This window comes from Sorangium sp. So ce590, from assembly GCF_051521365.1.
GTDB lineage: Bacteria > Myxococcota_A > Polyangia > Polyangiales > Polyangiaceae > Sorangium.
On the sequence record NZ_CP150346.1, the window covers coordinates 9,910,612 to 9,937,297 of the forward strand.

At 72.2% G+C, this 26,686-nt stretch carries 22 protein-coding genes and 1 pseudogene; 9 read left to right on the forward strand and 14 right to left on the reverse strand.

Going from position 1 to position 26,686, the window contains the following annotated elements:
• Positions 1-8 precede the first annotated feature (8 nt).
• The 3 genes from WMF28_RS37550 to WMF28_RS37560 all read right to left on the reverse strand — a co-directional run bounded on the left by WMF28_RS37550 (position 9) and on the right by WMF28_RS37560 (position 4,683).
• On the reverse strand, positions 9-710 hold the full coding sequence (locus WMF28_RS37550) for a hypothetical protein (RefSeq protein ID WP_437598377.1): 702 nt from the start codon (positions 708-710) through the stop codon (positions 9-11).
• A gap of 353 nt (positions 711-1,063) precedes the next feature.
• The gene (locus tag WMF28_RS37555; RefSeq protein ID WP_437598378.1) at positions 1,064-3,271 is read right to left on the reverse strand and encodes a hypothetical protein; all 2,208 of its coding nucleotides are present in this window, start codon (positions 3,269-3,271) and stop codon (positions 1,064-1,066) included.
• Positions 3,268-4,683: a hypothetical protein gene (locus tag WMF28_RS37560; RefSeq protein WP_437598379.1), complete on the reverse strand. Its 1,416-nt coding sequence runs from the start codon at positions 4,681-4,683 to the stop codon at positions 3,268-3,270. Before WMF28_RS37560 ends, WMF28_RS37555 begins: the two co-directional genes overlap by 4 nt.
• Before the next feature lie 356 nt (positions 4,684-5,039).
• On the opposite strand from WMF28_RS37560, the gene WMF28_RS37565 reads away from it, so the two are divergent.
• Positions 5,040-5,834: a hypothetical protein gene (locus WMF28_RS37565; protein ID WP_437598380.1), complete on the forward strand. Its 795-nt coding sequence runs from the start codon at positions 5,040-5,042 to the stop codon at positions 5,832-5,834.
• Between the two features lie 260 nt (positions 5,835-6,094).
• Here the strand turns inward: WMF28_RS37565 and WMF28_RS37570 are convergent, their stop codons facing one another.
• From WMF28_RS37570 to WMF28_RS37585, 4 genes and pseudogenes are all read right to left on the reverse strand, one after another.
• A complete protein-coding gene (locus WMF28_RS37570) occupies positions 6,095-7,261 on the reverse strand; it encodes a trypsin-like peptidase domain-containing protein (RefSeq protein WP_437598381.1) in 1,167 nt (388 codons plus the stop codon).
• The gene (locus WMF28_RS37575; protein ID WP_437598382.1) at positions 7,258-9,087 is read right to left on the reverse strand and encodes a hypothetical protein; all 1,830 of its coding nucleotides are present in this window, start codon (positions 9,085-9,087) and stop codon (positions 7,258-7,260) included. Before WMF28_RS37575 ends, WMF28_RS37570 begins: the two co-directional genes overlap by 4 nt.
• Before the next feature lie 49 nt (positions 9,088-9,136).
• On the reverse strand, positions 9,137-11,113 hold the full coding sequence (gene nuoH / locus WMF28_RS37580; protein ID WP_437598383.1) for an NADH-quinone oxidoreductase subunit NuoH: 1,977 nt from the start codon (positions 11,111-11,113) through the stop codon (positions 9,137-9,139).
• Between the two features lie 97 nt (positions 11,114-11,210).
• Positions 11,211-11,966: pseudogene (locus WMF28_RS37585) on the reverse strand (ABC transporter ATP-binding protein); the annotation flags it as partial.
• Between the two features lie 138 nt (positions 11,967-12,104).
• Between WMF28_RS37585 and WMF28_RS37590 the strand changes: the two are divergent.
• The 6 genes from WMF28_RS37590 to folK all read left to right on the forward strand — a co-directional run bounded on the left by WMF28_RS37590 (position 12,105) and on the right by folK (position 16,523).
• On the forward strand, positions 12,105-12,845 hold the full coding sequence (locus WMF28_RS37590) for a polyhydroxyalkanoate synthesis regulator DNA-binding domain-containing protein (RefSeq protein ID WP_437598384.1): 741 nt from the start codon (positions 12,105-12,107) through the stop codon (positions 12,843-12,845).
• 34 nt (positions 12,846-12,879) lie between these two features.
• Positions 12,880-13,566 (forward strand): sigma-70 family RNA polymerase sigma factor, encoded by a 687-nt coding sequence (locus WMF28_RS37595; protein WP_437598386.1) that lies wholly within the window; start codon positions 12,880-12,882, stop codon positions 13,564-13,566.
• Positions 13,563-14,447, forward strand: a complete 885-nt coding sequence (locus tag WMF28_RS37600; protein ID WP_437598387.1) for an anti-sigma factor family protein — start codon at positions 13,563-13,565, stop codon at positions 14,445-14,447. The genes WMF28_RS37595 and WMF28_RS37600 overlap by 4 nt, the downstream gene beginning before the upstream one ends.
• Positions 14,448-14,518: 71 nt before the next feature.
• Entirely contained in the window at positions 14,519-15,481 is a 963-nt protein-coding gene (gene gshB / locus WMF28_RS37605) for a glutathione synthase (protein ID WP_437598388.1), read from the forward strand.
• A gap of 177 nt (positions 15,482-15,658) precedes the next feature.
• Positions 15,659-15,919 (forward strand): hypothetical protein, encoded by a 261-nt coding sequence (locus WMF28_RS37610; RefSeq protein WP_437598389.1) that lies wholly within the window; start codon positions 15,659-15,661, stop codon positions 15,917-15,919.
• Between the two features lie 106 nt (positions 15,920-16,025).
• Complete coding sequence (folK, locus tag WMF28_RS37615) at positions 16,026-16,523, forward strand: 2-amino-4-hydroxy-6-hydroxymethyldihydropteridine diphosphokinase (protein WP_437598390.1); 498 nt, start codon at positions 16,026-16,028, stop codon at positions 16,521-16,523.
• Between the two features lie 39 nt (positions 16,524-16,562).
• On the opposite strand, the gene WMF28_RS37620 is transcribed toward folK, so the two are convergent.
• Genes WMF28_RS37620 through WMF28_RS37630 form a run of 3 tightly spaced genes read right to left on the reverse strand, consistent with a single transcriptional unit; the run spans position 16,563 to position 18,740 of the window.
• Entirely contained in the window at positions 16,563-17,129 is a 567-nt protein-coding gene (locus tag WMF28_RS37620; protein WP_437598391.1) for a hypothetical protein, read from the reverse strand.
• 4 nt (positions 17,130-17,133) lie between these two features.
• Positions 17,134-17,910, reverse strand: coding sequence for a 3'-5' exonuclease (locus tag WMF28_RS37625; protein ID WP_437598392.1), 777 nt, complete (start codon positions 17,908-17,910; stop codon positions 17,134-17,136).
• Positions 17,907-18,740, reverse strand: a complete 834-nt coding sequence (locus tag WMF28_RS37630) for a DsbA family protein (protein ID WP_437598393.1) — start codon at positions 18,738-18,740, stop codon at positions 17,907-17,909. Before WMF28_RS37630 ends, WMF28_RS37625 begins: the two co-directional genes overlap by 4 nt.
• A 278-nt stretch (positions 18,741-19,018) precedes the next feature.
• On the opposite strand from WMF28_RS37630, the gene WMF28_RS37635 reads away from it, so the two are divergent.
• Positions 19,019-19,804 carry a response regulator transcription factor gene (locus WMF28_RS37635; RefSeq protein ID WP_437598395.1) on the forward strand — a complete coding sequence of 262 codons (786 nt, stop codon included), beginning with the start codon at positions 19,019-19,021 and terminating at the stop codon, positions 19,802-19,804.
• 48 nt (positions 19,805-19,852) lie between these two features.
• Here the strand turns inward: WMF28_RS37635 and WMF28_RS37640 are convergent, their stop codons facing one another.
• Positions 19,853-21,223, reverse strand: coding sequence for an OmpP1/FadL family transporter (locus tag WMF28_RS37640; protein ID WP_437598397.1), 1,371 nt, complete (start codon positions 21,221-21,223; stop codon positions 19,853-19,855).
• 367 nt (positions 21,224-21,590) lie between these two features.
• Here WMF28_RS37640 and WMF28_RS37645 point away from each other — a divergent pair, with 367 nt between their 5' ends.
• Entirely contained in the window at positions 21,591-22,058 is a 468-nt protein-coding gene (locus tag WMF28_RS37645) for a hypothetical protein (protein ID WP_437598398.1), read from the forward strand.
• Positions 22,059-22,071: 13 nt separating this feature from the next.
• Here the strand turns inward: WMF28_RS37645 and WMF28_RS37650 are convergent, their stop codons facing one another.
• The 3 genes from WMF28_RS37650 to WMF28_RS37660 form a co-directional block, all read right to left on the reverse strand.
• Positions 22,072-23,268, reverse strand: a complete 1,197-nt coding sequence (locus WMF28_RS37650) for a metallophosphoesterase (protein WP_437598399.1) — start codon at positions 23,266-23,268, stop codon at positions 22,072-22,074.
• Between the two features lie 90 nt (positions 23,269-23,358).
• Complete coding sequence (locus WMF28_RS37655; RefSeq protein WP_437598400.1) at positions 23,359-24,072, reverse strand: hypothetical protein; 714 nt, start codon at positions 24,070-24,072, stop codon at positions 23,359-23,361.
• A gap of 458 nt (positions 24,073-24,530) precedes the next feature.
• Positions 24,531-26,636, reverse strand: a complete 2,106-nt coding sequence (locus WMF28_RS37660) for a hypothetical protein (RefSeq protein ID WP_437598401.1) — start codon at positions 26,634-26,636, stop codon at positions 24,531-24,533.
• Positions 26,637-26,686 lie beyond the last annotated feature (50 nt).

Here is a 26,686-nt window from a genome sequence, read left to right on the forward strand (position 1 = left end):
AGCCTGCGTCAGGACATGAGGCCGAGCACGAAGAGTGCATCGGCCCAGAGCGGCCAGAGCGTGCGGTACGGGTGCGTGGCCAGCACCACCCCGCCGCTCGGGAGGCGGCGGACGTGGAAGGGGGCGTGCTCCTCGAGGAACCGGGTGTGCCTGCGCGTCGTGACGTCCACCCAGAAGGCGGGTGGGACCTCCCCCGCGGCTTCGTCGTCAAGCTGGCGGCGTAGCTCCAGGAGCTCGCGCGCCTGGGGCTCGGCCGCGCGCCACGCGTCGTCGGGCACCGCCGCGGCCTCGAGCGCATCGAGCAGCGTGGCCGGCGGCGTCGCGAGCGCCTTGAGCACGGTCTCGCGCGAGAGCGAGCCCGTGAGCTCGCTCGTGCTTTTCATGGGCACGCGCGCGCCGCGCGGCGCGGCTTCCACCCGCGCGCGGAGCGCTTCCAGCGACGTACCGGCGATGCGCGAGACGCTCTCCTTGTGGTGGAGGCTCACCCACGAGAGGGCGAGGTCGCGCGCGAGCTCCGAGGCGTTCGCGTTGTAGGTCGCGCACATCTCGACCGGGGCGCTCCAGTTGGGCTTGTCCGTGCAGGCGCCGGTCGGCACGCGCCCGCTCGCGTCCGGCGCGCAGAGGCGGAGCAGGAGATCCTCGACGGCCCCCTGAACTAGATGGTAGGCGGCCGCGGCCTCGGCCTCCACGGAGCGGGGGCCCCTGCGCACGGGGATCTCGTAGGGGTAAAAGTCCCGCTTGCGTTCGCCCGCATCTAAGCGGAGCGGGCCCCAAGGACAGAGACGTTCGCTTTCGTCGGTGTAGCACTTGAGATCGAACAGCATGGCGCACTCGGAACCGTTCAGCTTCACGCCAGAGCCTAGGTGAGCGTTGTTCGTTCCTCCGAGATGGGCGCGGATCATCGCGAGCACTTCGTCCACGGAGCGTGTCTCGCACCCTTGCTGGTGGCTCATCATCAGGCTGATGAGAGCCCCCGGGTTGACGAGGGCCGACAGTGCCGCGGCGAACGCGTCGAGCCGTTCTGCCTCGTCACACCACGCATAGAACGAAGGTTCTGATTCACTCATAGCCGGATCACCATGATGAATTTGTCGGAGTCTATCAAGGTCACGTTCTTGCCAGTCTTCCAGTTGAACAGGTAGCCGTCCCGAACCGTGATGTTCGGGTCATCAAATTTCGCGCCCTGCTCCATGATGAGCTCGTACCGAGCCACGTCTCCATCCAGCCCCTTCGCCTTCAGCGCCTTCATGGCGTTCGTGAGCTGCTCGCGCACCTTCCTGACCTTAATCTCTCCGCCGCCCTTGGCCTCACTCACGATCAGCTTGTGCCCGCTGGATATCGACAAGAAGTCGGGCGCTGCCCCCTCGCTACCCCCAGCGCTCGATTCCCTCGGAATCTTGAGCACGTCGCGCACGCCGTCGTCGCCGACCCCGATGAGCGATCGGCCGTCGTCCACCAGGAACTTGGCCGCCTTCTTCTCGAAGATGTCCACATCGAACTTGGTGATCGCCCCGGTGAGCCCCTTGTACCCCCTGACGCGGTTCGTTTTCACGATCTTGGCGAACACCTCCTCGATCTCGGCGATCTCCCCGGCCACCCGGATCGCGGCCGGTCGCAGGCCGCTGCTGGTCTTGACCGCGCGCCACATCGGCCCGACCGCCCCGAGCCCGAAGCCCAGCCCCGAGAAGATCCGCTCCTCGTCGCTCAGCTCCTGCCCCGACGGCTGGCACCACGCCTTCCCGGTGACCGCCTCGCACAGGTCGAGCGCCGGCCCCACCACCGGCACGAACCCCACCCCGATGCGCGTCGTCGCATGCACGAGCGTCTGCATCACCTCCGCGTACGCCTCGAAGCCCTCGCCCACCGTCGACATCGCCCCCGCGAACGCGCTGATCGTCTGGTAGAGCTGCGTCTGCTCCAGGTCGAGCCCGTCGCCCGTCCACTGGTTCAGGCTGTCCTTCATCTGGTCCGCCAGCGCGTCGAACCGCGGCTTCAGCACCGTGTCCACCTGCGCCCGCAGGTCCGCCGGCACGGGCGAGTCCTCGAACCAGTCCGACGCATCCATGAACTGCCGCACGAATCCGGTGATCCGGTTCTGCGCCTTCAGGAACGCGTTCGTCTCCGAAAGCGACACCCCCATCCGGTCGCGCAGCGCGATCTCCAGCGCCGCGCTGTTCGCCCGCCACGCCCTCACGTTCGCCACGAAGTCCGCCCGAAGGACCACCACCCGGCCGCTCACGTCCGCCTCCAGCGCCGCGATCACGCCATCCGCGTACGCCGCGTACGGGTCCCTCCCCTCGTCGAACGCCCCGTCCACTGCCGAGATGTCCGGCACCTCGACCCACGGCACCTCGCTCTCCCCGAGCGCGTACGCCCCCGCGTCGTCCGGGTTCCACCCCTCGGCGCGCGCGTCCTGCGTCGCCAGGTCCGCCACCTCGTCCGCCTGCGCGCCGAACTCGTCCATCAGCCGCGCGAGCTCGTCCTCGAGATCGCTGACGCTCTTCTTCAGGTCGTCGACGAGCTGCTCCATCGCCGCCCGCGTCTCCGCGCCGACCGCGTCCTTGTACCGGTCGAGGATCTCGTCGAGATCGGTCCGCGAGATCTCGTCCAGCGGCCGGCTGACCAGGTCCTTCAGCTCGGTGTCGAGCTGCTGGAGCAGGTCCATCTTCTCCGCCAGGCGCGCCACCCGCGGGGCGTTCGCCACGAGCGCCTTGCGCTCCTTGGCGATCTCGGCGAGCAGGATCTCGATGTCGCGCGCGAGCGCCGGGTTGATCTCCGCGAGGCTCAGGTCGAGGGTCGTGTCGCCGGAGAACGCCACCCCGCGGCGACGGACGTCGAAGAGCGGCTTGTTCAGCCCGAGCGGCACCGACACGAGGTTCACCACCTCGCGCGCGTTGACGCAGGTGTTGTCGCCCCCCTCCCTGCTGACGTGGAAGTGGAAGTCGTTCATGCCCATCCCGAGCAGCACCGAATCGAACGCCGCCTCCATCCGATTGCTCTCCGAGCCGTCGTCATGGAACGCGAACTCGCCCGGAACCTCGTAGGTGGGAAGCGGCGTATCGTTCACGCGGAAGTACGGCGCTCCAGGGTTGAGGAGCTCGGGGGTGAGACACCCCGGGTTGAACTGGGTGGAGACCCAGTCGAGGGTGTACGGCGTGCCGGCCCGCGCCAACGAGGGCGCCACCAACACCGCCGCAGTGATCAGCGCGACGAGCTTCTGCAGCGCCGCGGCGCGAAAGCCACGCCGCACAACCTCCTTCGAGCCTCTCATGTCCCCTCCGCGCCGCGCACGGCGGCGTCATACGCGACCGCGGCGCCCTTCACGTCGCCCGCGTCGAGCCTCGCCTGCGCCGCGTCGAGCGCCGCCGCGGCCATCCCCTTCTCCCGCAGCGCCGCCAGGCCCTCCGCGATCTTCCGCGGCAGCCCCGTCCTGAGCTCGACCTCCGCGGCATCGAACCGCTCCCGAAGCGCCGCGCACCCGGCCTCGCGCCACGACGACCCCGCCGCCTCGCAGAGCGGCCGCAGCTGCACAAGCGCCGAGAGCTCCCCGCACCGCTCGGCCAGCAGCGGCAGCCCGAGCTTCTCGCTCACCGGCGGCGCCGCCGACAGCGCCGCGACCTGCGCGCGCGCACGCTCCCCGAAGGCGTCCGACGCCTTGCGGGTCCGCGCCCCTGCGATCGCCTCGCGCGCCCCCTCGTCCATCTGCGACACGCGGAGCGCCTGCCGGCGCAGCGCGATCCCGCCGAGCAGCGCCGCCGCCGTCGCGTCGCTCCGGGCCACCCGCCGCTGCACATAGCCCAGCATCGCGCTCAGCGACCGCAGCGCCCCCGAGGTCATGTCCGGCAGCACCGCGCCGTGCGTCGCGAGGAACTCCCTGTGCGGTGCCATCGCCTCGTCGAAGGAGGCCGCGAAGACCTGGAGCGCCGCCGACGACCTCAGGATCTCGGCGGCGAGCTCGCCGGGCGCCCGGCTCGCCTCGCGCGCCGCCGCGAGCACCGCCTGCTCCACGCCGTCGAGGCCGTCGATGTCCGACCGCGACGCCTGCTCCGAGAGCGCCGCGTAGGCCGCCGTCTCCGCCGCCTCGGTCGCGCGGTACGCGGCGAAGCGCGCCGCGACGCCCGCGTACCTCGATCGCAGCGGGGCCGCGTCGCTCCGGGCCTGGTCGAAGATCGCCTGCACGACCGCCATGGCCTGCTTGTCCGCCGCGAGCGCGGCGGCGAGCGGCTCCGTCTCGGCGCTCGCCTTCTCGATCATCGCCGCCTTGAAGCTGCCTGTCGCGTCGACCGGCGCCTGCGCGAGCAGCGCTCTCTGGCGGTCCGTCGCCTCGTCGAGCAGCGACTCGAGCTTGCCCGCGAGCGTCGCCCGCAGCGACTCGGCGTTCCTCGCGTCGTCTCGCACGTAGTCGATCGCTTCGTCCACATGGCCGAACCAGACGTCGAGCGAGGTGCCGCTCGCGACGATCTCCTCCAGCGTCTTGTTGTTCGGCCACGTGGCCCACATCTCGATGGGCAGCGCGCCGTCCTTCTCGGCCTGGCTCCACGCGATGCCCGGGCCGAGATTCTCACCCACGCAATGCTCCTCGCCGCCCACCGAGGCCGCGCAGAAGCTGCCGAACGTGCGGTCCTCGCGCTCCCACAAACACCCGGCCCCCGCCGCCCCAAGCGCCAGGACGCCGACAGCCACCGCAAGGATCGTCCTCCGTCGCCACGGTCTCGATCTCTCGCTCATGCTCATTCCCTCCACCCCGCGATTTTCTCGCTCGCGCACGCTCGCCCGCAGGACCCCCAGAGACAAGCGTCCACACGGGCGTGCTCGGACATGGCTCAGCCGAGCATCGCGCCGGAGCGCGCCCCGAGCTCCGTTCCGTCCGTCCTCAGCGCACAGGCCACCGCCCCGGAGTGCCCCGCCGGGAGAGCAAGAATCCGGCGGCCGGAGCACGGCGAGAGCTCAAATCCCTCTTCCCATCCCCGAAACTACCCTTGTAACTTCTATCTCATTGCCGCCGTCCGGATTTCCCGGCCGGCAGGGAGGAAATCAGCATGGAGTATTCGGATGCGGTCCTGGAGACCACGCCGGAGCGCGCGACAAAGTTCCTGATGGGGATAGGCGCCGTCGCCGCGATTCGCACGTTGATGGCCGGGGCGGGGATGACCGATGACGATATCATCGAGGGCCGTGCGCTCCTCCTCGATGTCCTCGCCGCTCCCCGCAAGACCGGCGCGTCGGCCGATACCGACGATGCCAGGGCGCAGCGCGCCGCGACGGGGGAGCTCGACCAGTGGGACGAGCCCAACTTCGCCCGTTATGCCGCCGCGCTCCGCCGGCGTTTCCCCGAGGTGCACGCTTATGTCTTCAAGGACCTCGCGCCCTCCACCGGCACCGCCTCCGTCCAGGGAGTGGCCACCTTCCTCGCGCGGCTCGACGCCCTCGAGAATGGCGCCGCTCCGGACCGCGCCGGGATGAAGCAGAGCGACAAGAAGGCCGTCGCTTTCCTCGCCACCCGTGGCCTCGAAAAGGCAGAACGCAAGCGCCTCCAAGGGCTCGTCGACGTGGCGCTCGGCCCGACATCGCCTCTGCCCGCGCCAACCGAGCTCCCGGAGGCCGCGCACCGGCGCGAGGCGCTCGTCAAGCTGCGCGCCTGGTTCGACGAGTGGGCGACCACGGCCCGCGCCGTCATCAAGAAGCGCGGCTATCTCATCCGCCTCGGCCTCGCGAACCGCAAGGTGCGCCAGCGCAAGCCCGCCGCCACGCCGCCCAGCCCGGGCAAGCCCGGCGCCACGCCGTCCAGTCCGGCAGCGCCGGGCGAAGTGACCGGCGAGACCGATTTCGAGTAATCCACAACACCCATCCACACCTCCGGCGCGCGTCCGAGCCCTTCCTGCGCGCGCCGGAGGTTTCCCGCGCGCTCCGAGAGCTTCCCGCGCGCTCCGGAGCACGAGATTTCGCGTACTTAGCAGCGTCCGCCGTGCCCCCGGCGCCGTCCGGCGCGCGCCGGGGGCCGAATTTCCCGGGGAATTTTGCCTACCGCCCCCGCGCGGGAAACCTCCGGAGCGCGCGGGAAGCCTTCCAGAGCGCGCCTTCCCGCCCCGCCGACTCAGCGCCCCGCCGACTCGAACCTCGGCGCCGCCTCGAACCTCTCCGCGAGCGTCCGCCGGTACTCGTCCGCGATCTGCACGAGCCCGTCGATGAGCAGCGCCGCATCGTGATCCGAGAAGCCCTCCAGCGACGCCACGCACGACACCGCGACCTCGTCGCCCGCGATCGACACGCGGAACTCCCCCGTGGTCTGGTCGTTCATCGTGAGCAGGAACCGGTAGAACGGCTCGTGGTTCGCCGCCGGCAACCCCACGACCGGCGCGCGAAGCGACAGAAGCCCCCCCGCCTCGTCGATCTCGATGTCCACCTGCGTCGCCGTCTCCGCCGCCGGGAACGGCCGCTGCGCGATCCGCCAGGCCCTCGGGCCGACGCGCGCCCGGTTGGCGATGATCCCGAGCGCCGACAGGCCCTGCCGGATCACCCGCTCGACGCCCGCGCGGGCCGGAGACGGCGCGAACGCGTGCGGCAGCAGCCGGCCGCAGCCCAGGCAGCGGTCGCTCTCGATGTCGAACGGCTCCTCGCACACCGGGCAGCGGTACACCGGCGCCCGGTCGCGGAGCTCGGCGAGCGGCCGATCCACCGAGGCGAGCAGCGGCTGGAACGCGCCCGCCGGGAGCACGGCGCTGTGGCCCGGCAGCTCCCCCAGGGCGCCGGACACCGCCGCGACAACCCCGATCACGCGCCCCTCCGGATCGAGCACCGGCGCGCCGAGCGGCGCCGCCACGTCGAGCTCGAACCCGGGGAGCTGCCCGTCGACCTTGCGCGCCGCGTGGCAGACCCGCGCGACCGCGAGGCGCAGGCTCTGCCCCGGGAGGCAGCTCAGCACCGCGGCGCGCTCGCCGAGCCGCGGCTCGGCCGGCGCGCGGACGGCGAGCGCCGCGACGCCCAGCGGCTCGCCCGGCGCGACAAGCGCCACGTCCCGGCCCACGTCGACCGCGATCACGCGCCCCGCCATGCTCCGGCCGTCCTCGAACGTCAGCGTGACCTCGGTCGGGTAGCCGAGCCCCCGCCGGCTCGTCACCACGACGCCGTTGCCGAGCGCCACCCAGCCGGTCGTGACGAGCGCGCCGGCGCGGATCGCCACGACCGAGCGGCGGGCGCGGGCGACGCGCTCGTGGAGCAGGGCCAGATCGCCGTCGCCGTGCGCCGCGAGCTGCGACGTCATTGGGCGACGATCCTCGAGAGCGCCGTCATCAGCAGCTCGATCGTGCCCGGCTTGGCGCCGTCGCGCTGCGCGTAGGCGACGATGTCGCGCAGCCGCTGCTCCGTCTTGGCCGGCAGCTTCGTGCGCACGAGCAGCTCCGAGAGGGCGCCGAGCGCGAGGAAGTGGCGGAGCACCGGATCGGCCGGGGCGCGCTCGATCTCGCGCAGGTAGCGGCCGAGGTGCTCGCGCGCGAGCGCCGCCGTGGTGAGCGGATCGATGTGCAGCCGCTTCTCCTCGGGCACCTGCCCGCGCAGCGTCACGAGGCGCTCCATCACGAGGAACGCCGGCTCGGCGACGCCCGCGGTGTTTGCGCGGCGCGAGCCGCCCTCCGCCTGGACGAGCTCGCGGGTCGCGGCCGCCGTGCAGCGGTAGAGGTGCGCCACCGCGTCGGGCATCGCCTCGCCGTGCTCGTAGATCGCCCGGAACACGGTGCACCGGATGAGCAGCACCATGACGCCCGGCCGCTCCTGGAAGCTGAGCGCCGCGCCGAGCACCTGCGCGTCCCGGAGCAGCTGGCAGAGCCGATCGGCCGGCGTGTTCGGCGCCTCGGGGCGCGACGGGATGCTCTGGCGCGACGGAGGCTCGATCTCGACCTCCGGCAGCGCGGGCGGACGCACCGACAACGGCGTCGTCACGGCGGCCATGACGGAGGAGGTCGAGCGGCGAAACGGGACGGTGCGCGCGCTGCGCCGATCGCCGGCCTGCCCCGGCGTGTCCGCGGCCGGCGCGGGCTCGCCCGACAGCGGGGCCGCCGCCGCCGGGCCCGCCGCCGCCGGCTTGGCGGCGCCGCCGTCGGGCCCCGGCATCGCCAGGCCGCTGAGCGCCTTGGACGCGGCGCCGCCGTCGTGGGCCGGCGGCAAGATGCCGGCCTTGGGCGTGAGCGCGCCGCCGTTTTTCACCGACAGAGCGCCCGACGCGGCGCCCGGCGACGCCGGAGCGGACACGAGCGAGGGGGACAGGATGTCGGGGATCACGTCCGCGTCGCGGATCGTGCGCGCGACCGACTCGGGCAGGCGCGGCAACGGGGGCGCCGCCCACGCCGAGAGCTCCTCGAGCGGCGCCCGCGCCGCCGAGGCCGGCGTCGGCGGGCCGGCCGCCCGCACCGACGGAGCGCCCTGAGGGCGGCCAGGCGCCGGCGGGCTGGAGAAGCTCTTGAGCGGCCGCGCGCGGCCGGCCGACGCCCACGTCAGGCTCGCCCGCTGCTCCTCCGAGAACGGCGGTCGCGCGTCGAACCAGGCGGTCAGCGTCGCCGCGAGCCGCTGCGCCGCCTCGCCGCTCTCGCGCAGCGCGCCGCGCAGCGCCTCCGGCGTGAAGGCGGCGACGCGACCGACGCGGCGGAGCAGCAGCAGATCGTCCCGGAGGCAGAGCCGGAACGGCTCGGGGCCGCCGGAGAGCTCCAGCGCGGTCCGGAGGAGCGGCACCCGCTGCCGCTCCGCGACGCGGACGACCGCCACGTCGATCGACATCCGCTCGTTCGCCGCGTCGAGCGCGACGAAGAGCGTCGTCGCCCCGAACGGAACGATCCACCCCACGCCTTCCTGCAGCGTCGTCGCCTGGACGTTCGTGCCGGCCTCCGCCGAGGCGCAGTGGGCCACGAAGCGCACCGGGTCGCGCGTGCGCCACGCATCGATCGAGCTGCCGTCCCAGTCGGCGTCCGCGGGCGGCGGCCTGCGCGAGAGCGAGAGCGCCGGCGACCGGTCGACCCCGCACGCCTCGCACCGCGGCCCGCGCAGCGGGAAACCGCACGCTGCGCAGAAGTCGGAGGCCGGGCTCGAGGGGACCGCCACGCCGACAGCATACCTCAGCGCAAGGCCGAGGTGGCACCGGGGTTTGCTGTCACAGGAACGGATTCAGGTGGAGCGCGACCTTGGCCTGGCGCAGGTTGTACTGGACCCTGCGGATGAAGTGGATGAGCAGGTAGGCCCAGACGGCGAAGGTGACAACGCTGATGACGAGCTGGACCGTCTTGCTGACGCCGATCACCATCCAGAGCGCCGTCAGGAGGAAGGCGAGGAACGAGAGCGGGACGAACCACTTCCAGCAGAGGTTCATCATCTGGTCGATCCGGACGCGCGGCAGCGTCCAGCGGATCCAGATCACCACGAAGACGAGCGACCAGCTCTTCAGCAGGAACAGGAAGACGCCGAGGAGCTGGAGACCGAAGCTCGCCTCCTGCTGCGACGGCGAGACGCCGGGGATCTGCCAGCCGCCGAGGAAGAGCGCGCTCGCGATGCCGCACATCACGAAGACGTTCGCCCACTCGGCGAAGAAGAAGAAGAGGTACCGCATCCCCGAGTACTCGGTCGAGTAGCCGGCGACGAGCTCGCTCTCCGCCTCGGGCAGGTCGAACGGCGCGCGGTTGCCCTCCGCGAGCGCCGTCGTGAAATAGAGGAAGAACAGCGCGAACGTGATCGGGTTGCGGAAGACGAACCAGTGCCAGGGCCAGCCGCCCACGTCGAGGAACGAGGCCCCGGTGCCGCCCTGCGCGGCGATGATGTCCTGGAGCCGCAGCGAGCCGGTCATCATCACGATGCACACGATCGCGACCGCGCCCGGGATCTCGTAGCTGATGATCTGCGCCGCCGAGCGGATCCCGCCGAGGAGCGACCACTTGTTGTTCGACGCCCAGCCGCCGGTCATCAGCCCGATCGTGACCAGCGAGGTCACGGCGATGACGAAGAGGATGCCGATGTCGAGGTCGGCCGCGATGAGGTACTGGCCGAACGGCATGACCACGAACGTGGCCGACACGCCGACGAAGACGAGGTAGGGCGCGAGCCGGAAGAGCGCCCTGTCGGCCTCGGCCGGGATGACGTCCTCCTTGAGGATCGACTTGATGCCGTCGGCGATCCACACGAGGAAGCCCTGCGGCCCGGCGCGGTTCGGCCCGATGCGCGACTGCATGCGCGCCGAGACGCGGCGCTCGACCCACGTGATGATCCCCGCGGTCGGCGCCATGAAGAGCAGGATGATCGCGGCGGCCACGCCGAGGAGGATCCCGGCGCCGAGCAGATCGGTCGGGGCGCTCGAGTGGAACCCCTCGGTCGAGAGCTTGACCTCGGACGGGGCCGCGCCCCGCCGGATCCCGACCGGCGACAGCCGCTCGTGGCCGCCCGGCCTCACGTCGCCCTTCGACAGGACCTTCACGCCCTCGAAGCTCGTGATGACGTCGCCGGCGAGGAGCTGCGCCCGGCTCGCGGGGCTCCCGTCGCGCACGCCGGTCACGACGAGCCCGCCGGCGGGCGGCGACTCGGCCGCCACCTCGATGCCGAAGAACGCGAGCGCGCGCGCCCCCTCCTTCTCGCGCGCCTCGATGATGGCGCGGCGCGGGGTCGGCGGGATGAAGTCGAGCGTGACGCCCCTGACCGTGCCGGACACGGGGAGCCCTCCCTGCGTGGCCGAGGGGATCTCGACGGTCACGTCCCCGTGGAAGGTCGTGTGCACCGCGTCGTCGCCGCGGCCGGCGAAGCGCGCCTGCAGCCCGTCGGAGAAGACGAGCGACACCTTGTTGCTGCTGAGCTGCGCGCCGTCGATCTCGATGCTCTGGCCGGTGAGCGGCGCCTGGCCGGGGCGCCTCAGCGTCCCGCGGAACGTGACGACCGCTTCCTTCGCCTGCGCCGTGGGCAGGTTGGTCCCGAGGATCTCGATGCGATCGCCGAGGTCCACCTCGCGCGGCACGACGTCGATGACGCTCAGGAGCTCGGGCGCCGTCCTGCTCTGGCCGCAGCCGGCCGCGCCGAGCAGGGCCAGGAGGGCCAGGAGGCACGGCAGGAAGCCTCGAGAGAGAGCTCTCCAGGGTGGAGATCCGCGCATGGCGCCGCTTATAAACCGCGCCGCGCGGGCGGTCGAGATTGCGGAGAACGTCGCCCCGCGCCGCCCCCTGCCCGCGCTGCCCCGCGGCGATTCCTCCCTACCCCCGCGGCTCGCGCGCGCCCCGGACGGGGAGGAAGTACCGGCTGCCGTCGAGCTCGTTCACCCCCACGTAGAGCTCCGCCTCGAACACGTCCTTGAGCCGGCGGTAGGTCATCACCTCCTCGACGGTGCCCTGCGCGACAAGCAGCCCGGCCTTGAGGAGCGCCACGCGGTCGGCGTACTGGGCGGCCGCGTTGAGGTCGTGCAGCACCGCGACGCAGGCGAGGCGCCGCTCGGCGACCTCCCGGCGCACGACCTCGTGGATCTCGATCGAGTGGCGGATGTCGAGGTGGGCCCCGGGCTCGTCGAGGATCAGCACCTGCGCCTCCTGCGCGAGCGCCCGCGCGATGGCGACCCGCTTCTGCTCGCCGCCGGAGAGCTCGGCCACGGGCCGCCCCGAGAGCTCCACGAGATCGCAGGCCCCGAGGGCGCGGGCGACCGCCTCCTCGTCCCGGCCGGAGGGGCGCATCCAGGCGCCCTGGTGGGGCGCGCGGCCCATCATGACGACCTCCCGCACCGTGAAGCCGGGCGCCGAGGCGATCCCCTGCGGCACGACCGCCACGCACCGCGCGATCGCCCGCCGGTCCATGGCGTCGAGGGGCCTCCCCAGCAGGGTCGCCCCGCCCCGCGCCGGCCGCAGGGCCCCGGAGAGGACCCGGACCAGCGTCGATTTGCCGGCGCCGTTCGGCCCCAGGACGGCGCAGAGCTCGCCCGCGCGCACCTCCAGGTCGATCCCCTCCAGCGCCAGCCGCCCCGTGGGATAGCTCGCAGCCACGTTTCGCAGCTCGATCGCCGGCTCCTGCACGTCGTCCAATTTATCGAGTGATATCGAGTGATCTTCCCTTGCGCGAGGTTTCTAGCGGTGGTCCAATCAACTCGAGGCGTAGAGGAGATGGAAACGGCGAAGGAGACTCTGGTAGGCGGCGAGGTACCGCGTCGCGTTATTAAGCGCTACTCCAATCGGAAGCTCTACGACACGAAGGACAGTCGTTACGTCACCCTGCAGCAGATCGGGGAGATGGTCCGGGCTGGCGAAGAGGTCCAGATCATCGACAACGCGACCAAGGAGGACAAGACCGAGGTCACGCTGGCGCTGATCATCTCGGAAGATCTCAAATCGCAGCCGCGCTCGGTCCCGCTCGGCACGCTGAGAGATCTGATCCAGGAGCGCGGCGAGCGGCTGCTCTCGCAGCTGCGCGAGGGCCCGATCGGCCGGCTGATCCCCGGCGCGGTCCCAGGGGAGGGCGGGACGGTGGCGCCGGGCACGGCGCAGGTCCCCGCGCCGGAGCCCGCGGCGTCCGCGTCGCCGTCGCAGCCGCCCCCGCCGCTCGACGCCGACAAGTCGAGCCACGCGAAGGGGCGCCTGAGCGGGATCGTCGAGAGCTCGAAGCAGACGCTCGATCAGTGGCAGCATGCCGTCGACGAGCGCATCCGCGCCATCCTCCCGGGGCTCGGCCTGGTCCGCGATCTTCAGTCCGATGTCAAGCGTCTATCGCAGCGCATTGACGAGCTGGAGGCGAAGCTCCAGGGACACAGCGGGGAACCCACCGAGGGCGCCGCTCCTCTCCAGGCTGGCTCTGCCGCGGACGAATCCGCGGGCGAGGGTCAGGGGGGCGAGAGCAGGCTGGAATAGCCCTGGCCGCTCCCCTGTTGCCCCCGTCGAGCCCATGCCGTTCTTCTTCAGCAAGAAACCTGCGTCCGTAGCGCAGGACCTGTCGCTGGCCAGCAGCGAGGGAAGCCGCGCTGACGCCTTCGAGGTCGAGCTCCTCGGTCATCTGGACACGCTTTACGGCGTGAGCTGCCGGATGACAAAGAGCTCGACGGAGGCGGAAGACCTGGTCCAGGACACCATCGTCAAGGCGATGCGCGCCCGGGATCAGTTCGAGCCCGGAACCAACCTCAAGGCCTGGCTGCTCCGGATCCTGACGAACACGTTCATCAACCGGTACCGCCGGGGGGGCCTCGAGCGGGGCATCTTCGAAGGGCCCGACGCCGAGCCGCTCACCGACGGGTGGGTCGGGGCGACGACGATGCGTGCGATGCGCGATCCGGAGACCCAGGCGCTCACGCCCCTCGTCGAGGCGGAGGTGCAGCGCGCCCTGGACGAGCTGCCCGAAGAGTTCCGCCTGGCGGTGGTGCTGTCGGACATCGAGGAGCTCTCCTACAAGGAGATCGCCGAGGCGATGGGGTGCCCGATCGGCACGGTGATGTCGCGGCTGCACCGCGGCCGCAAGCTCCTCCAGAAGACGTTGCGCGAGCACGCGATCCTGATGGGCATCGTCAGCGCCGACCCGGCGAAGGACGCGCCTGCCGATCTGGACGCGTACCGCAAGCGAAAGCGGGGTGTCGCATGAGCGCCGCGAAGTCGATCGAGAGCTGTGCGCGGTTCGACTACGCGCTGTCGGCCTACGCCGACGGCGAGCTGGATCCGGACCACGCGCTCGACCTCGAGTCCCACCTCGTCCAGTGTCCTCCGTGCTTCGAGCAGGTGAAGCTGCTGCGCTCGCTGCGGGGGAGCCTGAGGCGGGCGAAGCCGGCGGCGTGTCCGGACCTGCTGCGGGCGCGCGTCGCCGCGGCGATGGCGCACGAGCACGCGCGCGGCGCGGCGCGCGAGGCGGCGCAGGCGGCGCAGGCGGCCGATGCGAGGCCGCGCCTCGTGCACAAGGGGTACGCCGCCGCGCTCGCCGTGGCGGCGGGCGTCGTGTTCATGATGGGCGTGACGCGGCAGCGGACCGCCGCCCCCGCGGACACGGCGAAGGTGGACACGAAGCTGGACGTCGATCTCGCGCGCGGCGAGAGCGTCGAGGTCCTGCTCGACGATCTGGTCACGCAGCACGCGCAGCCGCTCCCGCCGGAGACGACCGACCCGGCGGACCTGCCGCGCTTCGATCCGTTCGTCGGCGTGCCGGTCCGCAGGCCGGAGTTCCAGTCGATGCACGCGAACTTCATGGGCGCCCGCGTGCACACGATGCGCAATCGGCGCGCCGCCCTGCTCCAGTACGTCGTGAAGGGCAACCACCGCGTGACGGTCTACCTCTTCAACTCGCGCGCGGTCCCGGTGCAGAAGGCGCAGCCGATCCTGAAGCCGCGCGTCGTGCGCGAGCGCCCCGTCTACGTGGGCAAGATCAACGGCTACTCGGTCGTCGCCGCCGAGCACAGCGGCGTCGGGTACGCGCTCGCCTCGGACCTCGGCGACGACCTCAGCACGCAGCTCGTCCTCGCTGCGATGCAGTGAGCGCGCCCGCGCGAGCGGCGCCCCGGCCCTCCCTCCCCTCCCCTCGACACCCCCACCCCGCGAGAGACCGCATGCGCTTCGTCTTCGTCATGGATCCGCTGAGCCGCGTGGCGCACGACAAGGACACGTCGTTCGCCTTCATCCGCGCGGCGCAGGCGCGCGGCCACGAGAGCTACCACTGCCTGCCGCGCGACCTCTCGATCGAGGGCGGCGAGGCGCACGCGTCGGCGACCCCGGTGATCATCGGCGACGCGCCCCCGTTCATCTCGCTGGACCTCGCCGGGGGCGCGCGCAGGCTCCGGCTCGCGGACGTCGACGCGATCTTCATCCGCAAGGACCCGCCGTTCGATCGCAGCTACCTGTACGCGACGCTGATCCTGGAGCGCGCACGGCGCTGCCCGCTCATCGTCAACGATCCGCGCGGGCTGCGCGACGCCAACGAGAAGCTCTACGCGCTGAACTTCCCCGAGTGGACGCCGAGGACGCTGGTCACGGCCGACCGCGAGCAGATCCACGCGTTCGTGCGCGCCCTCGGCGGCCTGGCGGTGATCAAGCCGCTCGACGGCGCGGGCGGCCTCGGCGTCCTGCAGATCAACGAGCGCGACAAGAACGCGCGCGCCATCGCGGACATGATGACGAGCGAGGGGCACCGCCTCGCGATGATCCAGGAGTACCTCCCCGCCGTCGTCCAGGGCGACAAGCGCGTCCTCCTGCTCGACGGCGAGCCGCTCGGCGCCATCCTCCGGGTGCCGCGCGACGACGATCACCGCTCGAACATCCACGTCGGCGGGCGCGTGGTCTCGACCGAGCTGACGCCGCGCGAGCTCGATCTCGTCCGCGCGGTCGCGCCGCGCCTGCGCGCCGACGGCCTCCACTTCGTGGGCCTCGACATCATCGGCGAGCGCCTGACCGAGGTGAACGTCACGAGCCCGACGGGCATCCAGGAGCTCGGGCGCTTCACCGGCGCGGATCCCGCGGACACGGTGATCGCCTGGGCCGAGGAGCGGGCGCGCGGCCGAGCCGGCCGCGCGTGACCCGCCCCGCGCCGTGACCCGCCGCGCTCCCGGAAGTTGGCCCGGAGGCCCCGGGTCTGCGAAGGCTCCCCCATGGGCGACTCATTCGAGCGATGTGCCGTATGCGAGGACGGCGAGCTGGGCGATCGGGAGCGCGGTGCGCCCGGGGATCCTCGCGCGAGGACGAGGATGGCGCGCGTGGTCATCCAGGGACGCTCGCTGAGCCTGTGCCGGACGCACGCTGCGACCGTGGCCGCCGCCATGCCGGAGACGTTCGAGGAGATGCGCGAGCTCTTCGTGGGGCTCCAGCGCGGCGCGCAGCCGTCGCCGCGCGATCCGTCCATCGAGCGACGTTCGCCCATCCCGCGCCGCAACCCCGACGATCGGCGCGTCTTTCCCCCGCGGCCGGAAGGCAGGCGGCTCGGCGTCGGGCGCCGCACGACGGATCCAGCGGAGTGATGGCGAACGTCGCACCGGCGCCCGGCACGCGCCGATCCGCGGCGCGGCGCTCGCCGGCGGCGCGGGGAGCCGCGAGCCGCCGGAAGCGGCGTGGCAGGGCCTCGCCATGACGTCCCGCCGGCGCGTCGTCATCGGGCTGGGGTCGAGCCTGGGCGATCGCCTGGCGACCCTCCGCGCGGCGATCGAGGCGCTCGGCGCCGATCGCGAGCTCGACGTGGTCCGCGAGTCGTCGCGCTACGAGTCGCCGCCCGCGGGCGGCCCGCCGCAGGGCGACTACGTGAACGCCGCGGTGCTCGTCGCCACCTCGCTTCCCGCGCGCCAGATCCTCGAGCGCACGCTCGCGGTGGAGCGCTCGCTCGGGCGGACGCGCCCCGATCCGGTGCGGTGGGGTCCGCGCACGATCGATCTGGACCTGCTCTGGATCGAGGGCGAAGCGGTCGCCGAGCCGGACCTCGTGGTGCCGCACCCGCGGCTCTGCGAGCGCGCCTTCGCGCTGAGGCCGCTGCTCGACGTCGCCCCCGACGCGCGCGATCCGCGCACCGCCGTCGCGTACGCCTCGCTCCCCGAGGCGCGCGCGCCCATTCGCCGGCTCGATCCGATCTGAACGGCCCGCCGCGCGCCGCGGCTGCACGAGGCGCGACGCTCAGCTCGAGCGAGGCGCTCCGGCGGAGCGGGCCCGGAGGCCGGCGCGACCGCCGGCGTACGACGCCGCGCCGCCGATCGCGACCATCACGGCGAGCAGCAGCGCCCAACCGAGCGCGCCCGCCGGCGCGCCCTGGGCGAGGGCGAGCGCCCAGGCGAGCGCCGCGACCACGGCCCCGCTCGCGGCCGCCTCGCGCCGCCCGGCGCGCCCGCCGAAGCGCCCCACGAGGTAGCCCCCGGCGACGCCGGCGAGCGCGAACGCAAGCGCGTTGAGCCCCACCATCGCGAGCCGCACCGAGCCCTGCGCCCCGGCGTCTCCGGCGCGCTCGATCATCCGGCGCAGCAGCGTGTTCGCGAGCCCAGCGAGCGGCAGCCACGCGATGAACGTCGCCACCGTGCCGAGCGCGATCCAGTGCCACGGCGGGCGCTCTTCGCCCTCGTCATCGCCGCTGCTCTGCAGCACCGGGAGCCTGCGCTTCTCCGGCCCTGCCGTCCCGCCGCGGGGAGGCGCCGCGCCGGGCCCGCCGCCGACGACGACCGGAAGGCGCCGCTTCGGCCCGTCGACCATGGCGTCAGCTGGGCTTCGGGGTCTGCGGCGCCGCGGCGGCGGGAGCCTTCCGCCAGAGCTTCCGCGCTTCGTCCTGCAGGCGGACCAGGCGCCGCTGCTCCTGGATCAGGCCGCCGTAGGCGCGGGGCACCCGCGGATCCTTCGCCAGCGCGTACAGGACCTGCAGCGCCGCCTCGGCGTCGTCCGTCGCGCGGTGCGCCTTGTCCAGCGTGATCCCGAGCCGCGCGGCCATGTCGCCGAGGGCGCGGCTCTCCTCGTTCTTGTAGAGCTCGCGCGCGAACGTGAGCGGATCGATCCAGTCGACCTCCCGCCGCATGGCGGGCGGCGGCTCGTGCGGGCGCATGCCCACGCGCTCGAGCTCGGCGAGCAGGAACGAGCGGTCGAAGGAGGCGTTGTACGCGGCGGGGATCATCCCCTTGAAGCAGGCGAGGATCTCCTCGGCGACCTCGGCGAACGACGGCTTGCCTTCGACGTCCGCGTCCTTGATCCCGTGGATCGCGGTGCTCTCCGCCGGGATCGGCCGCCCCGGATGGATGAGCCAGTTGTAGCGCGTCAGGATCTCCCCGGCGCGGCCGATGACGATGCCGAGCTCGATGATGCGGTCACCCGCCGGATCGCGCCCCGTCGTCTCGACGTCGATGAACGCGATGGGCTGATCGATCCAGGCGCTGCCCGCGTCGATCTCGGAGGCGACGCCGATGGCGCGCACCTTGAGGAGGTGCGCGATCCCAGGGTAGTGCCGGCCCGTCGGGAAGCAGCCGCACGGGTCGGCGACCTTCAAGGCGTCCTCGGCTGAGCGGGCCCGGCGGAGGCCGCGGGGCGCGCCGCGCTGCCCGCCGGCGCGCTGCCGCTGGCGGCGGGGATCGCGCTGGCGGCGGGGGTCGTGCTGCCGGCGGCGGGCGCGTCGGCCGGCTTCGGCGGCGCGGGCCGCGGCTCCTTGCCGAGGAGCTCCAGATCGAGCTTCACCCACGCCTCGAGATCGTCGCCCGGGTTCGTGAGGAGCTGCAGGTCGACCTCGCGGCCGTTGATGAAGATGAGCGGCGTCCCCTCGAGCCCGACCTCTTCGGCCTGCTTCTTGTCCTTCTCGATGCGCGCCTTGGTCTCGGGCGAGACGAGATCGGCGCGGAACTTCACCATGTCGAGCTTGAGCCGCTGCGCGTAACGCTCGAGGTCGGCCTGCTCCAGCCTGTCCTGGTTCTCGAAGATGAGGTGGTGCATCTCCCAGAACTTGCCCTGGTTGAGCGCGGCGGTCGCCGCGCGCGCGGCGGACTCGCCGTGGACGTGCGCCGCGAGCGGGTAGAACTTGAAGACAAGCCGCACCTGCCCGTCGAAGCGCTTCACGAGCCCCTCGAGCAGCGGCGACATGAGCCGGCAGAACGGGCACTCGAAGTCGGCCCACTCGACGATCGTGATCGGCGCGTCGGGCGGCCCCATCTCCGGCGAGCCGTCGGTCGCGAGCGTCCTTACCTTGCTCGCGTCGAAGCGCATGCGGAACGCGTCCTCGCGCTCCTTCTTCGACCGGCCCTCCTTGACCTGCTTGAGCAGGAGCTGCGCGGCAGGGAGGCACGCCTTGCAGGGGCGCTCCTCCTTCACGCACTGCGCAATGCTCACGGGCGTGTCCGGGCAGGGGGAGAGGAGCTCGGAGACCTGGGCGGCCCACTCTCGACGCTCACGGGGCGTGAGCGCGGAGGTGTCCACACCGGAAAGCGAGACCGACACCTCGGGGCTCGGGGCCGGTTTGGGCTCGCTCGAGCCGGAGTTCCCAGGACAACCCGTGACGCCGATCGAAAGCAACGCGAGGATCGGCGGCATCCAGCGCAGGAATGACATCGCGGCGCGAGCTTAGTCGGACCCTTTGCGAGATGCTAGCGCGGGTGTAGCGTCAAGGTGTGCGGAGCGTCCTCTACCGCTTCCCGGATCTGCAACAGTTCGAGCAAATCGTGGGCGATCCGGAGGAGGGCGACCTCGAGCTCGGGCTGCCCGCGGCCGAGGTCGTCGCGGATGGCGAGTGGGTGCTCGCCATCTTCGAGCTGGGCGAAAACCGCCGCGCGACGTCGGCCGCGGCGTGCGCTTCCGTCTCGCCCGAGGGGGCGCGGCTCACGTTCGAGCCGCGCGACTGGCGCCGCCTCGCCGACTTCGCGCGGACGGAGGCGCCCCGCCCCGGCTCCATGCCCGACACCGACGCGGCGGCGCTCCTCCGGGCCGGGGGCGAGGTCCTGCCCGCCGCGCCGCCCGGCCCCCAGGGCGCCGGCGCGACGGGCAGGACCTCGCCCCCTCGGCTGAAGGGCAAGGGCTCGCGGCTCCTCGTGGTCGACGACGATCCGCAGATCCGCCAGATGCTGACGACGATGCTCGAGGCCGTCGGGCTCGTCGCGGTCGCCGTCGCCAGCGCGGAGGAGGCGCTGGAGCGGGTCCGCAGCTCGCCTTTCCACCTCGTGGTCCTCGACTGGAACCTCCCGAGGATGACCGGCATCGAGCTCTGCCGGGCGCTGCGGCAGGACCCCGAGCTCCGCGATCTGCCGGTCCTCTTCCTGACGGCGAACGCCTCGTCGCAGGACATGGTCCACGCGTTCGCCAGCGGCGCCGACGACTACATGGTGAAGCCGTTCCGCGCCCCCGAGCTGGGGGCGCGCATCTTCAGCCTGCTCCGCCGGACCCGGCGCAGCGCCCCCTGAGCCGCCTCGCCGGGTCTCCGCGTCTCTCCGCGGCGACGCCCGGCGCGCTCAGAAGCCGACATCCACGTTGAGGTTGAGCACGCCGATGGTCTGCGTGTAGAGCCCGCCGGAGTCGGGAGCCCGCGAGTTGCCCGAGAGGCCCGCGGTGATGCCTCTCCCGGTGGTGTCCCGGCTGACGTAGAACAGGTGCGTGTACGACGCCCCGAGGTGCAGCTGCTTCGCGACCTGGAAGCGTCCCCCCGCGGCGAACGAGACATCGTGAAAATCGGTGGCCGAGGGATCCAGGGTGTCGTCCGGAACCGCGTTGGAGTCGTACCCGACGCCGCCGAGGAGCTCGATCGCAGGCTGCGGCCAGTAGCTGACGCCCGCGCGCACGCCGAACGTGTCGCGCCAGCGGCGGACGATGTTCTGCACCACGGTGGCAGGGTCGGCGGCGGAGCCGTCGCTCCGGATCTCGCACGCCGCGCCGACCTGGGTGAGGCACTGGTTTTCCATCGAGCTCCAGCGCGTCCAGTCGCCGAAGAGCCGGACCTCGAGGCGCTCCGCCGGGACGAAGCGGGCGCCGAGCCGCACGATGTCGGGCAGGTCCTGGTGCAGCTCGACGTCGGTCGCGCCGCTCGACACGCCGTTGAAGCGGTTGGTGAGCGTGCCCTCGAGCGTCTCTCCCCCCGTGACGTTCGGCCGTGACTGGTACGACGCGCCGATCCAGAGCTTCTCCGGCATCGCCTCGAGCAACGCGCCGACGCCGAAGCTCGCGTGGAGCCCGCTCACCTCGAGCAGCGAGCGCCCCTCGGTCGCAAGGGCGTTGTCGCCGGAGGCGTTGCGGGCGCGCACGGTGCTCACCTGAGCCCGAATCAGGTTCCCCGAGACGCCGAGGCTGAGGGGGAGCGCCGGGATCTTGTAGGCGGCGGCCAGCGTGAAGAACATCGCCTGGAGCGAGGACTCGATGGAATGCCAGCGCTGCACCCCGTCGACCGGCCCGGCGAGCTCGCCATTCTCCTCGAAGGCGCTGTTCGTGTCCCAGGACGCGGCGCCGCCGAAGGGCACGTAGACGCCGGCGCCGAGCGCCAGGTCGCCGAGCCTGGCCGACGCGCCGAGCATCGGCGAGGCAGCCAGGTTGACCAGGCTCGCCTGCCCCGTGTTCGCCTCCGGCACCGTCACGTCATCGGACGCCGCCTGCGTGTGTGTGTAGGAGGCGGCGCGCAGCGCCAGATTTCCGTCCAGAAACAGGTGAATCCCCTCGCTCTCGGCGATGCCAGCGGGGTTGTAGTAGACCGCGGTCGGATTGCTGGTGATCGGGTTGCCGTGCTCACCGCCGAACCGCGCGGTCGCGAAGCCGCCGGCGAGCGCAGGCCCGGTCCAGACAAGGCCGCCGAGGAGGCCGACGGAGAGCGCGAGACAGGGGCGGTTGATGGGCATTGCCGGTGTTCTCGATTCTGGGGGGAGGAATACGGCGCCTGCGACAGACCCTGCATGGTAGGGTTGCATCACCTGCCAGGTCGCGGGATGTTCGACCCGCTCAAGTCAAATGTCACCTCTCGCACGGTGTCAAATGCTTTTCTCCCGCTCCACCCGGACAACGCTCGCATCCGCTGCGCTCCCCTGCTTCGCATCCGCTGCGCTCCTCATCGGATGCGCCGACCCGGGGGGCAGATTCCATGACTTCGAAGCTCGCGATACAGCGATCCGTGAAAGCCAGGTCGGCGGCGGCGGTGGTGGTGGCGACGGAAGTGGCGGTGGCGGCGGGAGTGGCGGTGGGGACGGCTGCCTGCCGGAGGCAGGCGCCGTGGACGGCGACTTCTTCTTCAACCTATCGGTGTATCTCGCCCCGCAGGCGCCTATCGTCTTCGTGGCCAGCCTGACCACCGAGGCGAGCGACGGCGGCCTGAGCTTCTCAATGACGTTCCAGCCACTGGAGTCCGCCGATCGCCGGACGCCCACGGGCTCGCCGTTCGACGTGGGCCCCTACGAGCTGTCCGAAGACGGTACGTTCACCGCGGAGCTGCCCACGATCGTCGTGCCGGGCAACGCCAACCCCTTCTCGGGCAGCGAGCTCGAGGCCACCATCACGCTGGCCGGCACGCTCTGCGCGCCCGCCGACTTCGTCTGTGGTGATGTGACCGGCACCGCGGCGAGGCCGGTCCAGCTGGATCTCAGGGGCTCGGCCTTCGCGATGGAGCGCATCACCGACCCGAGCAGCTACCCGGCGGCGGTCATCAACTGCAAGAAGGACCCGGCGCGCCCGCTCCCGTGAGCGCCCGGTCGCGCTACGCCAAGGCCTCCGTCACGGCGGCGCCATCGAGCTCGATCAACGAGATCTCGGACGGCGCGCCGACGCGCATCGGCGGACCCCAGTAGCCCGTCCCGCGGCTCACGTAGATCTGGCTCTCGCCGCGCGAGGACAGCCCGGCGACGTAGGGCTGGTCGAGCCGCACGAAGAGCCCCCAGGGGAAGATCTGACCGCCGTGGGTATGCCCGCTGAGCTGGAGGCCCACCCCCCGCTCCGCGGCCTCGAGCATCTGCTTGGGCTGATGCGCGAGCAGCACGAGCTCTCGAGAAGGGTCCCGCCCCGCGAGCGCGCGCGCGAGGTCGGGACCATGGTCGCCGCCCATGCCGCGGGAGCTCCAGTCGTCGACGCCGGCCAGATCGAAGCTGTGATCGCCGTCGCCGATCGAGACGCGCTCGTTGCGAAGCACCCGCACGCCGAGCCGGCCGAGCTCGGCGATCCACGCCTCGACGCCGGAGTAATACTCATGGTTGCCCGTCACGAAGAAGACACCGTGCCTGGCGCGCAGATCGGCGAGCGGAGCGGTGTGCTCGCGGAGCTCCTCCACGGAGCCGTCGACGAGATCCCCCGTGATCGCGATGAGATCCGGCTTGAGGGCGTTCACCCGCGCAACGACGCGCTCGAGCCACTCGCGCCCGATCGTGGGACCGATATGAAGGTCGGTGAGCTGGACGACGCGAAAGCCCGACATGGCCCCGGGGAGGCGGCGGAGGCGGACGCGCACCGGGCGGACGGCGACCTCGCCGAGGGCGCTCGCGACGCCGGCGAGGCCGAAGCCCACGGCGAGCGCTCCGGCCGTGCCCGCGATGGCGCGTGAGAGGAACGTCCGGCGATCGCCGTCGAGCGGCTGGTTCAGGAGCGCCGTGACGCCGTGGGCGCCGAGGCGAACGACCTCCGAGGTGAGCAGGAGAAAGAAGAGCAGGACGGCGAGCCCGACCCACGTGTAGACGACGCCGGCGACGATGCCCCCGATGTGCCGGGGCAGCGCGCGGGTGACGAAGAGGCCGACCGGCACCAGCACCGCGAGCACCACCAGGGCCACGCTGCCGACGCGCTGCCAGAGCGGGCCGAGCTCGGGCGCGCGGATCAGGCGCTGCCAGAGGTAGTAGTGAACGCCTGCCACGATGGCGCTGAAAATCGCGATGAAGAGAACGAAGGTGAGAAGGGGGCGCTGCACGCGTCCAGCATGACCACGGCCGCGTGCGCTCGCCGCTCCGATTCGCGCCGGAGCCGGACACGCCAACACTTTTTTACGAAGCGACCCGGGCTACGACGTGCTGACGCATACGCCGAACCCAGGGGGGTAGATCGTGCTGCCACCCTGGCACTTGGCGTTCATGCCGCAGTCCTGCGCCCCCCCGTCGATCCGGCAGAGCTGCTTGCACTGGTTGGTCAGCATCGAGCACACGAAGCCGGGCGCGCACGGGCAAGGACCGTCGGCTCGCCCGTCGCCGGGCACAACGCAGCTCGTCGTGCCGTCCTCGCGGACGATCGTGCAGGTCAGGCCCGTTGGGCACACGCTGTCGTCCAGGAGCTCGCAGCTCACCGCGGGGACGCAGACCGGGATCGGAAGCGGGGTGCTCCCCTCGGCGAGCGATTCGGCCATCGGACGCTGATCGCAGTACGTTCCAGGCGCGCAGCTCTCGACGTTGCCGCAACAGTACTGCCGGCACACGCCGCCCTGCCCGTCGGCTGCCGCGCACCCCAGCCCGGCAGCGCAATCCATGCCCCGGTGACACGGGCCGCCCGCCTGGTAGCGGCCCACCGGCCGGCAGCTCGGGATCGCGTCGCCCTCGCCGAGCACGAGCTGGCAATGCATCGGCTGCGCGACGGGGCCCCCCGTGCCCGACCCTGCAGCGTCGCTGGACGAGCATTCGGTCGGATCGCCCCCTGGCGTGCAGCCGTCGCCGCACAGGTGCGCGAAGCGCGTGGTGGGGTCCGGCGAGTCCGTGGGCGCCGGGATGTCGACGCTCTCGTCCACGGCACCGCCCCCGCCGCTCGCGAACGGAGCGGTGTCGCCCCCTCCAGTCGATGCGGCCGACGCACCCCCGCCACCCCATGTCTCCGCCCCATCGCCCGGGGTGATCCCACCGGCGGAGTCGCTGCCGGACATCCCGCACGCGGAGACCGCGAAGGCCGAAATCGCTGCGAGACCCCAATGCAGAACGGCGCGGGGTGAGCTCATTCCAGAAACACGGGAAAAGAACAAGTGGAGTGAGCTTATCATGTCGCCATCGGACATCCACAGAATGTGCCGTCCCGGCGTGTGTTTCCCAGGGCACCGATGCCCCTGCGGCCGGGGACGTCAGGTTGCATGCTCCGCGCGCGCGGGGGGAACGCAGGTGCGCCGCGCCTGCCGGAGCTCCTGGCGCAAGCATGACGCCCGTGTCGCGCCGAGCGCCGGGCGTTGCGACCGGCGGCCACGGTGGGTGGCGGCGGCTACCGCGCCTCGATGTCGCGGGTGACCACGTTGCCCGCGCTGTCGTAGGCGCGCACCGCGAGCAGATGCGAGCCGGGCGGCACGATGGAGCCGAGGTCCGCCTCGAACGGCTCCACCGGCTCGTCGAAGATGCCGTCGCTCGGGAAGATGGGGCGCCACTCCTCCAGGCCGGCGATCGAGACCTCGATGCGCCCGACCGGGCCGAGGCCGTCCGCGACCTCGCCCGTGAGCCGGCGCCCCTGCAGCGCGAGCGCCCGGAACACCGGCGGCGTGTTGTCGACGAGCACGGTGCCCGACTCGAGGCTGTGGCGCTGCGTGCGCTCGGGCGGGTTCGCCAGCTCGTCGCTCGCCTCGACGAGGAGGCGGTACTCGCCTTCGGGGAGGGCGGTGGTGTCCCATACGTACTCGGCGCGCGTCACCTTCTCGCCCGGCTTCAGCAGGCTGCGCCAGGTCGACTGGCCCTCCATGCGGTACGAGAGGCGATAGCGCAGGTCGTCCTGATCTGGATTGTCGACCTTCCACGTCAGCTGGAGCGAGCTCACGGGCTTCGGCGCCTCCCCGCCCGACGACGGGAGGCTCGTGCGAGGGGGCTTCGTCTGCCCCTTCGGCGCCGCCTCGATCGAGGTGACCACGGCGCGCGCGTTGTCGGTGACGAACGAGAGCTTCACCTCGCGGAGCACGGCGCCGGGATCCCGGCCAAAGCGCGCGCGGATCTGCGCGAAGCGCGCCGGCGGGCTCTTCGCGTCCCCCGGGGCGGCGAGCGCCGGGGACCACGGGCTCCAGGTGCTGTCCGGCGCGTCGGTGTTTCCGCTGCGGGTCTCGAGCTCCAGCGCGCCGTCGGAGCGCCACGTCAGGCGTCCGAACGTGGCCCGCAGCCCGGCGTCGAGCACCTTGCTCGTCCACACCGCCGAGGCGCCGCCGACGCCCTTCACCTCGTGGAAGACCGCGGGGTCGGTGGTCGCGACGAACCTGCGCCTCCCGGCCATCATGAAGGCGCCGACCTGGCGCTCGTCGGTGTCGGCGACGAGCCGCGCCACGTGGTTGTCGCTCACGGTGTAGAGCTGGCCCTCCGCGCCGGTCCCGACGTAGGGCATCAGATCGTCGCCGAGGCCGAGCGAGACGTAGTGCGTGTCGTCGTCGCTCATCATCTTCTCCGCGACGCCGCTCCGATCGAAGCGCACGAGCACGCCCTTGCCGGGCTTCGGCGACCGCGCCGGCTGCGGCGACGGCGGCCCGCTCCGGTTGCGCTTCGGGGGGGCGAACGCCTCGGTGTACTTGTTGGCGATGGCGTAGATGGCGCCGCCCTTCGCGCCCGGCGCGATGGCGATGGCCTTGACGTCGTCGGCGTCGAAGTCGTGGAGCACGGTCGCGCGGCCGGGCGCCGTGAGCTTGTAGAGGAGCGCCTTGCCGTTCGAGCCGGTATAGACGGCGCCGTCGTCCGCGACGGCGACGCACATGAGGTGCGGCTCGTCGCTGTCGAAGTACACCTGGGCCTTGCCCGCGGCGTCGACGCGGAACAGCTTGCCCTCGGAGCCGGTCGCCGCGTAGAGCGCCTTCGCCCTCGGGTCGTAGGCGAGCCCCCACACGTCCTCGGTCTCGGGGAGCTCGGCGAAGAGCTTCGCCGGGCCGCCGTTGCCGGCGCCGCGCGGCAAGCGGAAGAGCTTGCCCTCGGGGAACGTCCCCGCGATGACATCGCCATCGAACGCGAGCGCGAGCGCGCTGACCGCCATCTGCCCGGTCGTCGCCGCGAGCGTCACCCGGCCGCCGGCGACGCTGTAGATCTTGCCCTCGTTGCCCGTGCCGAGCAGCACCGTGCCGTCAGGCAGCACCACGGAGCTCCAGATGGACGTCGCGTCCGGCAGCGGCGTCGCGCCGAGCGTCAGCCCGGCGCGCACGGCGCCGTTCGAGTCCACGCTGACCCCGGTGAGATCCCCGCCCTTCAGGTCCTCGAGCGACTTGAGCTCGAAGCTGCGCGTGCCGACCGCGTGGGCCGGGAGCGCCACGAGCCCCGCGGCGGCGAGGACGGCGGCGAGGAGCCGGCGCGGCGAGGGGACGGCGTGAGGGCGAGACGACAGGGAACGGGCAGAAGAGCGATCTGTGCTCATGGGGTCGCAGAGAGGAGGGGGTCAGGGAGGAGGAGGCGGCGGCGGGGAGA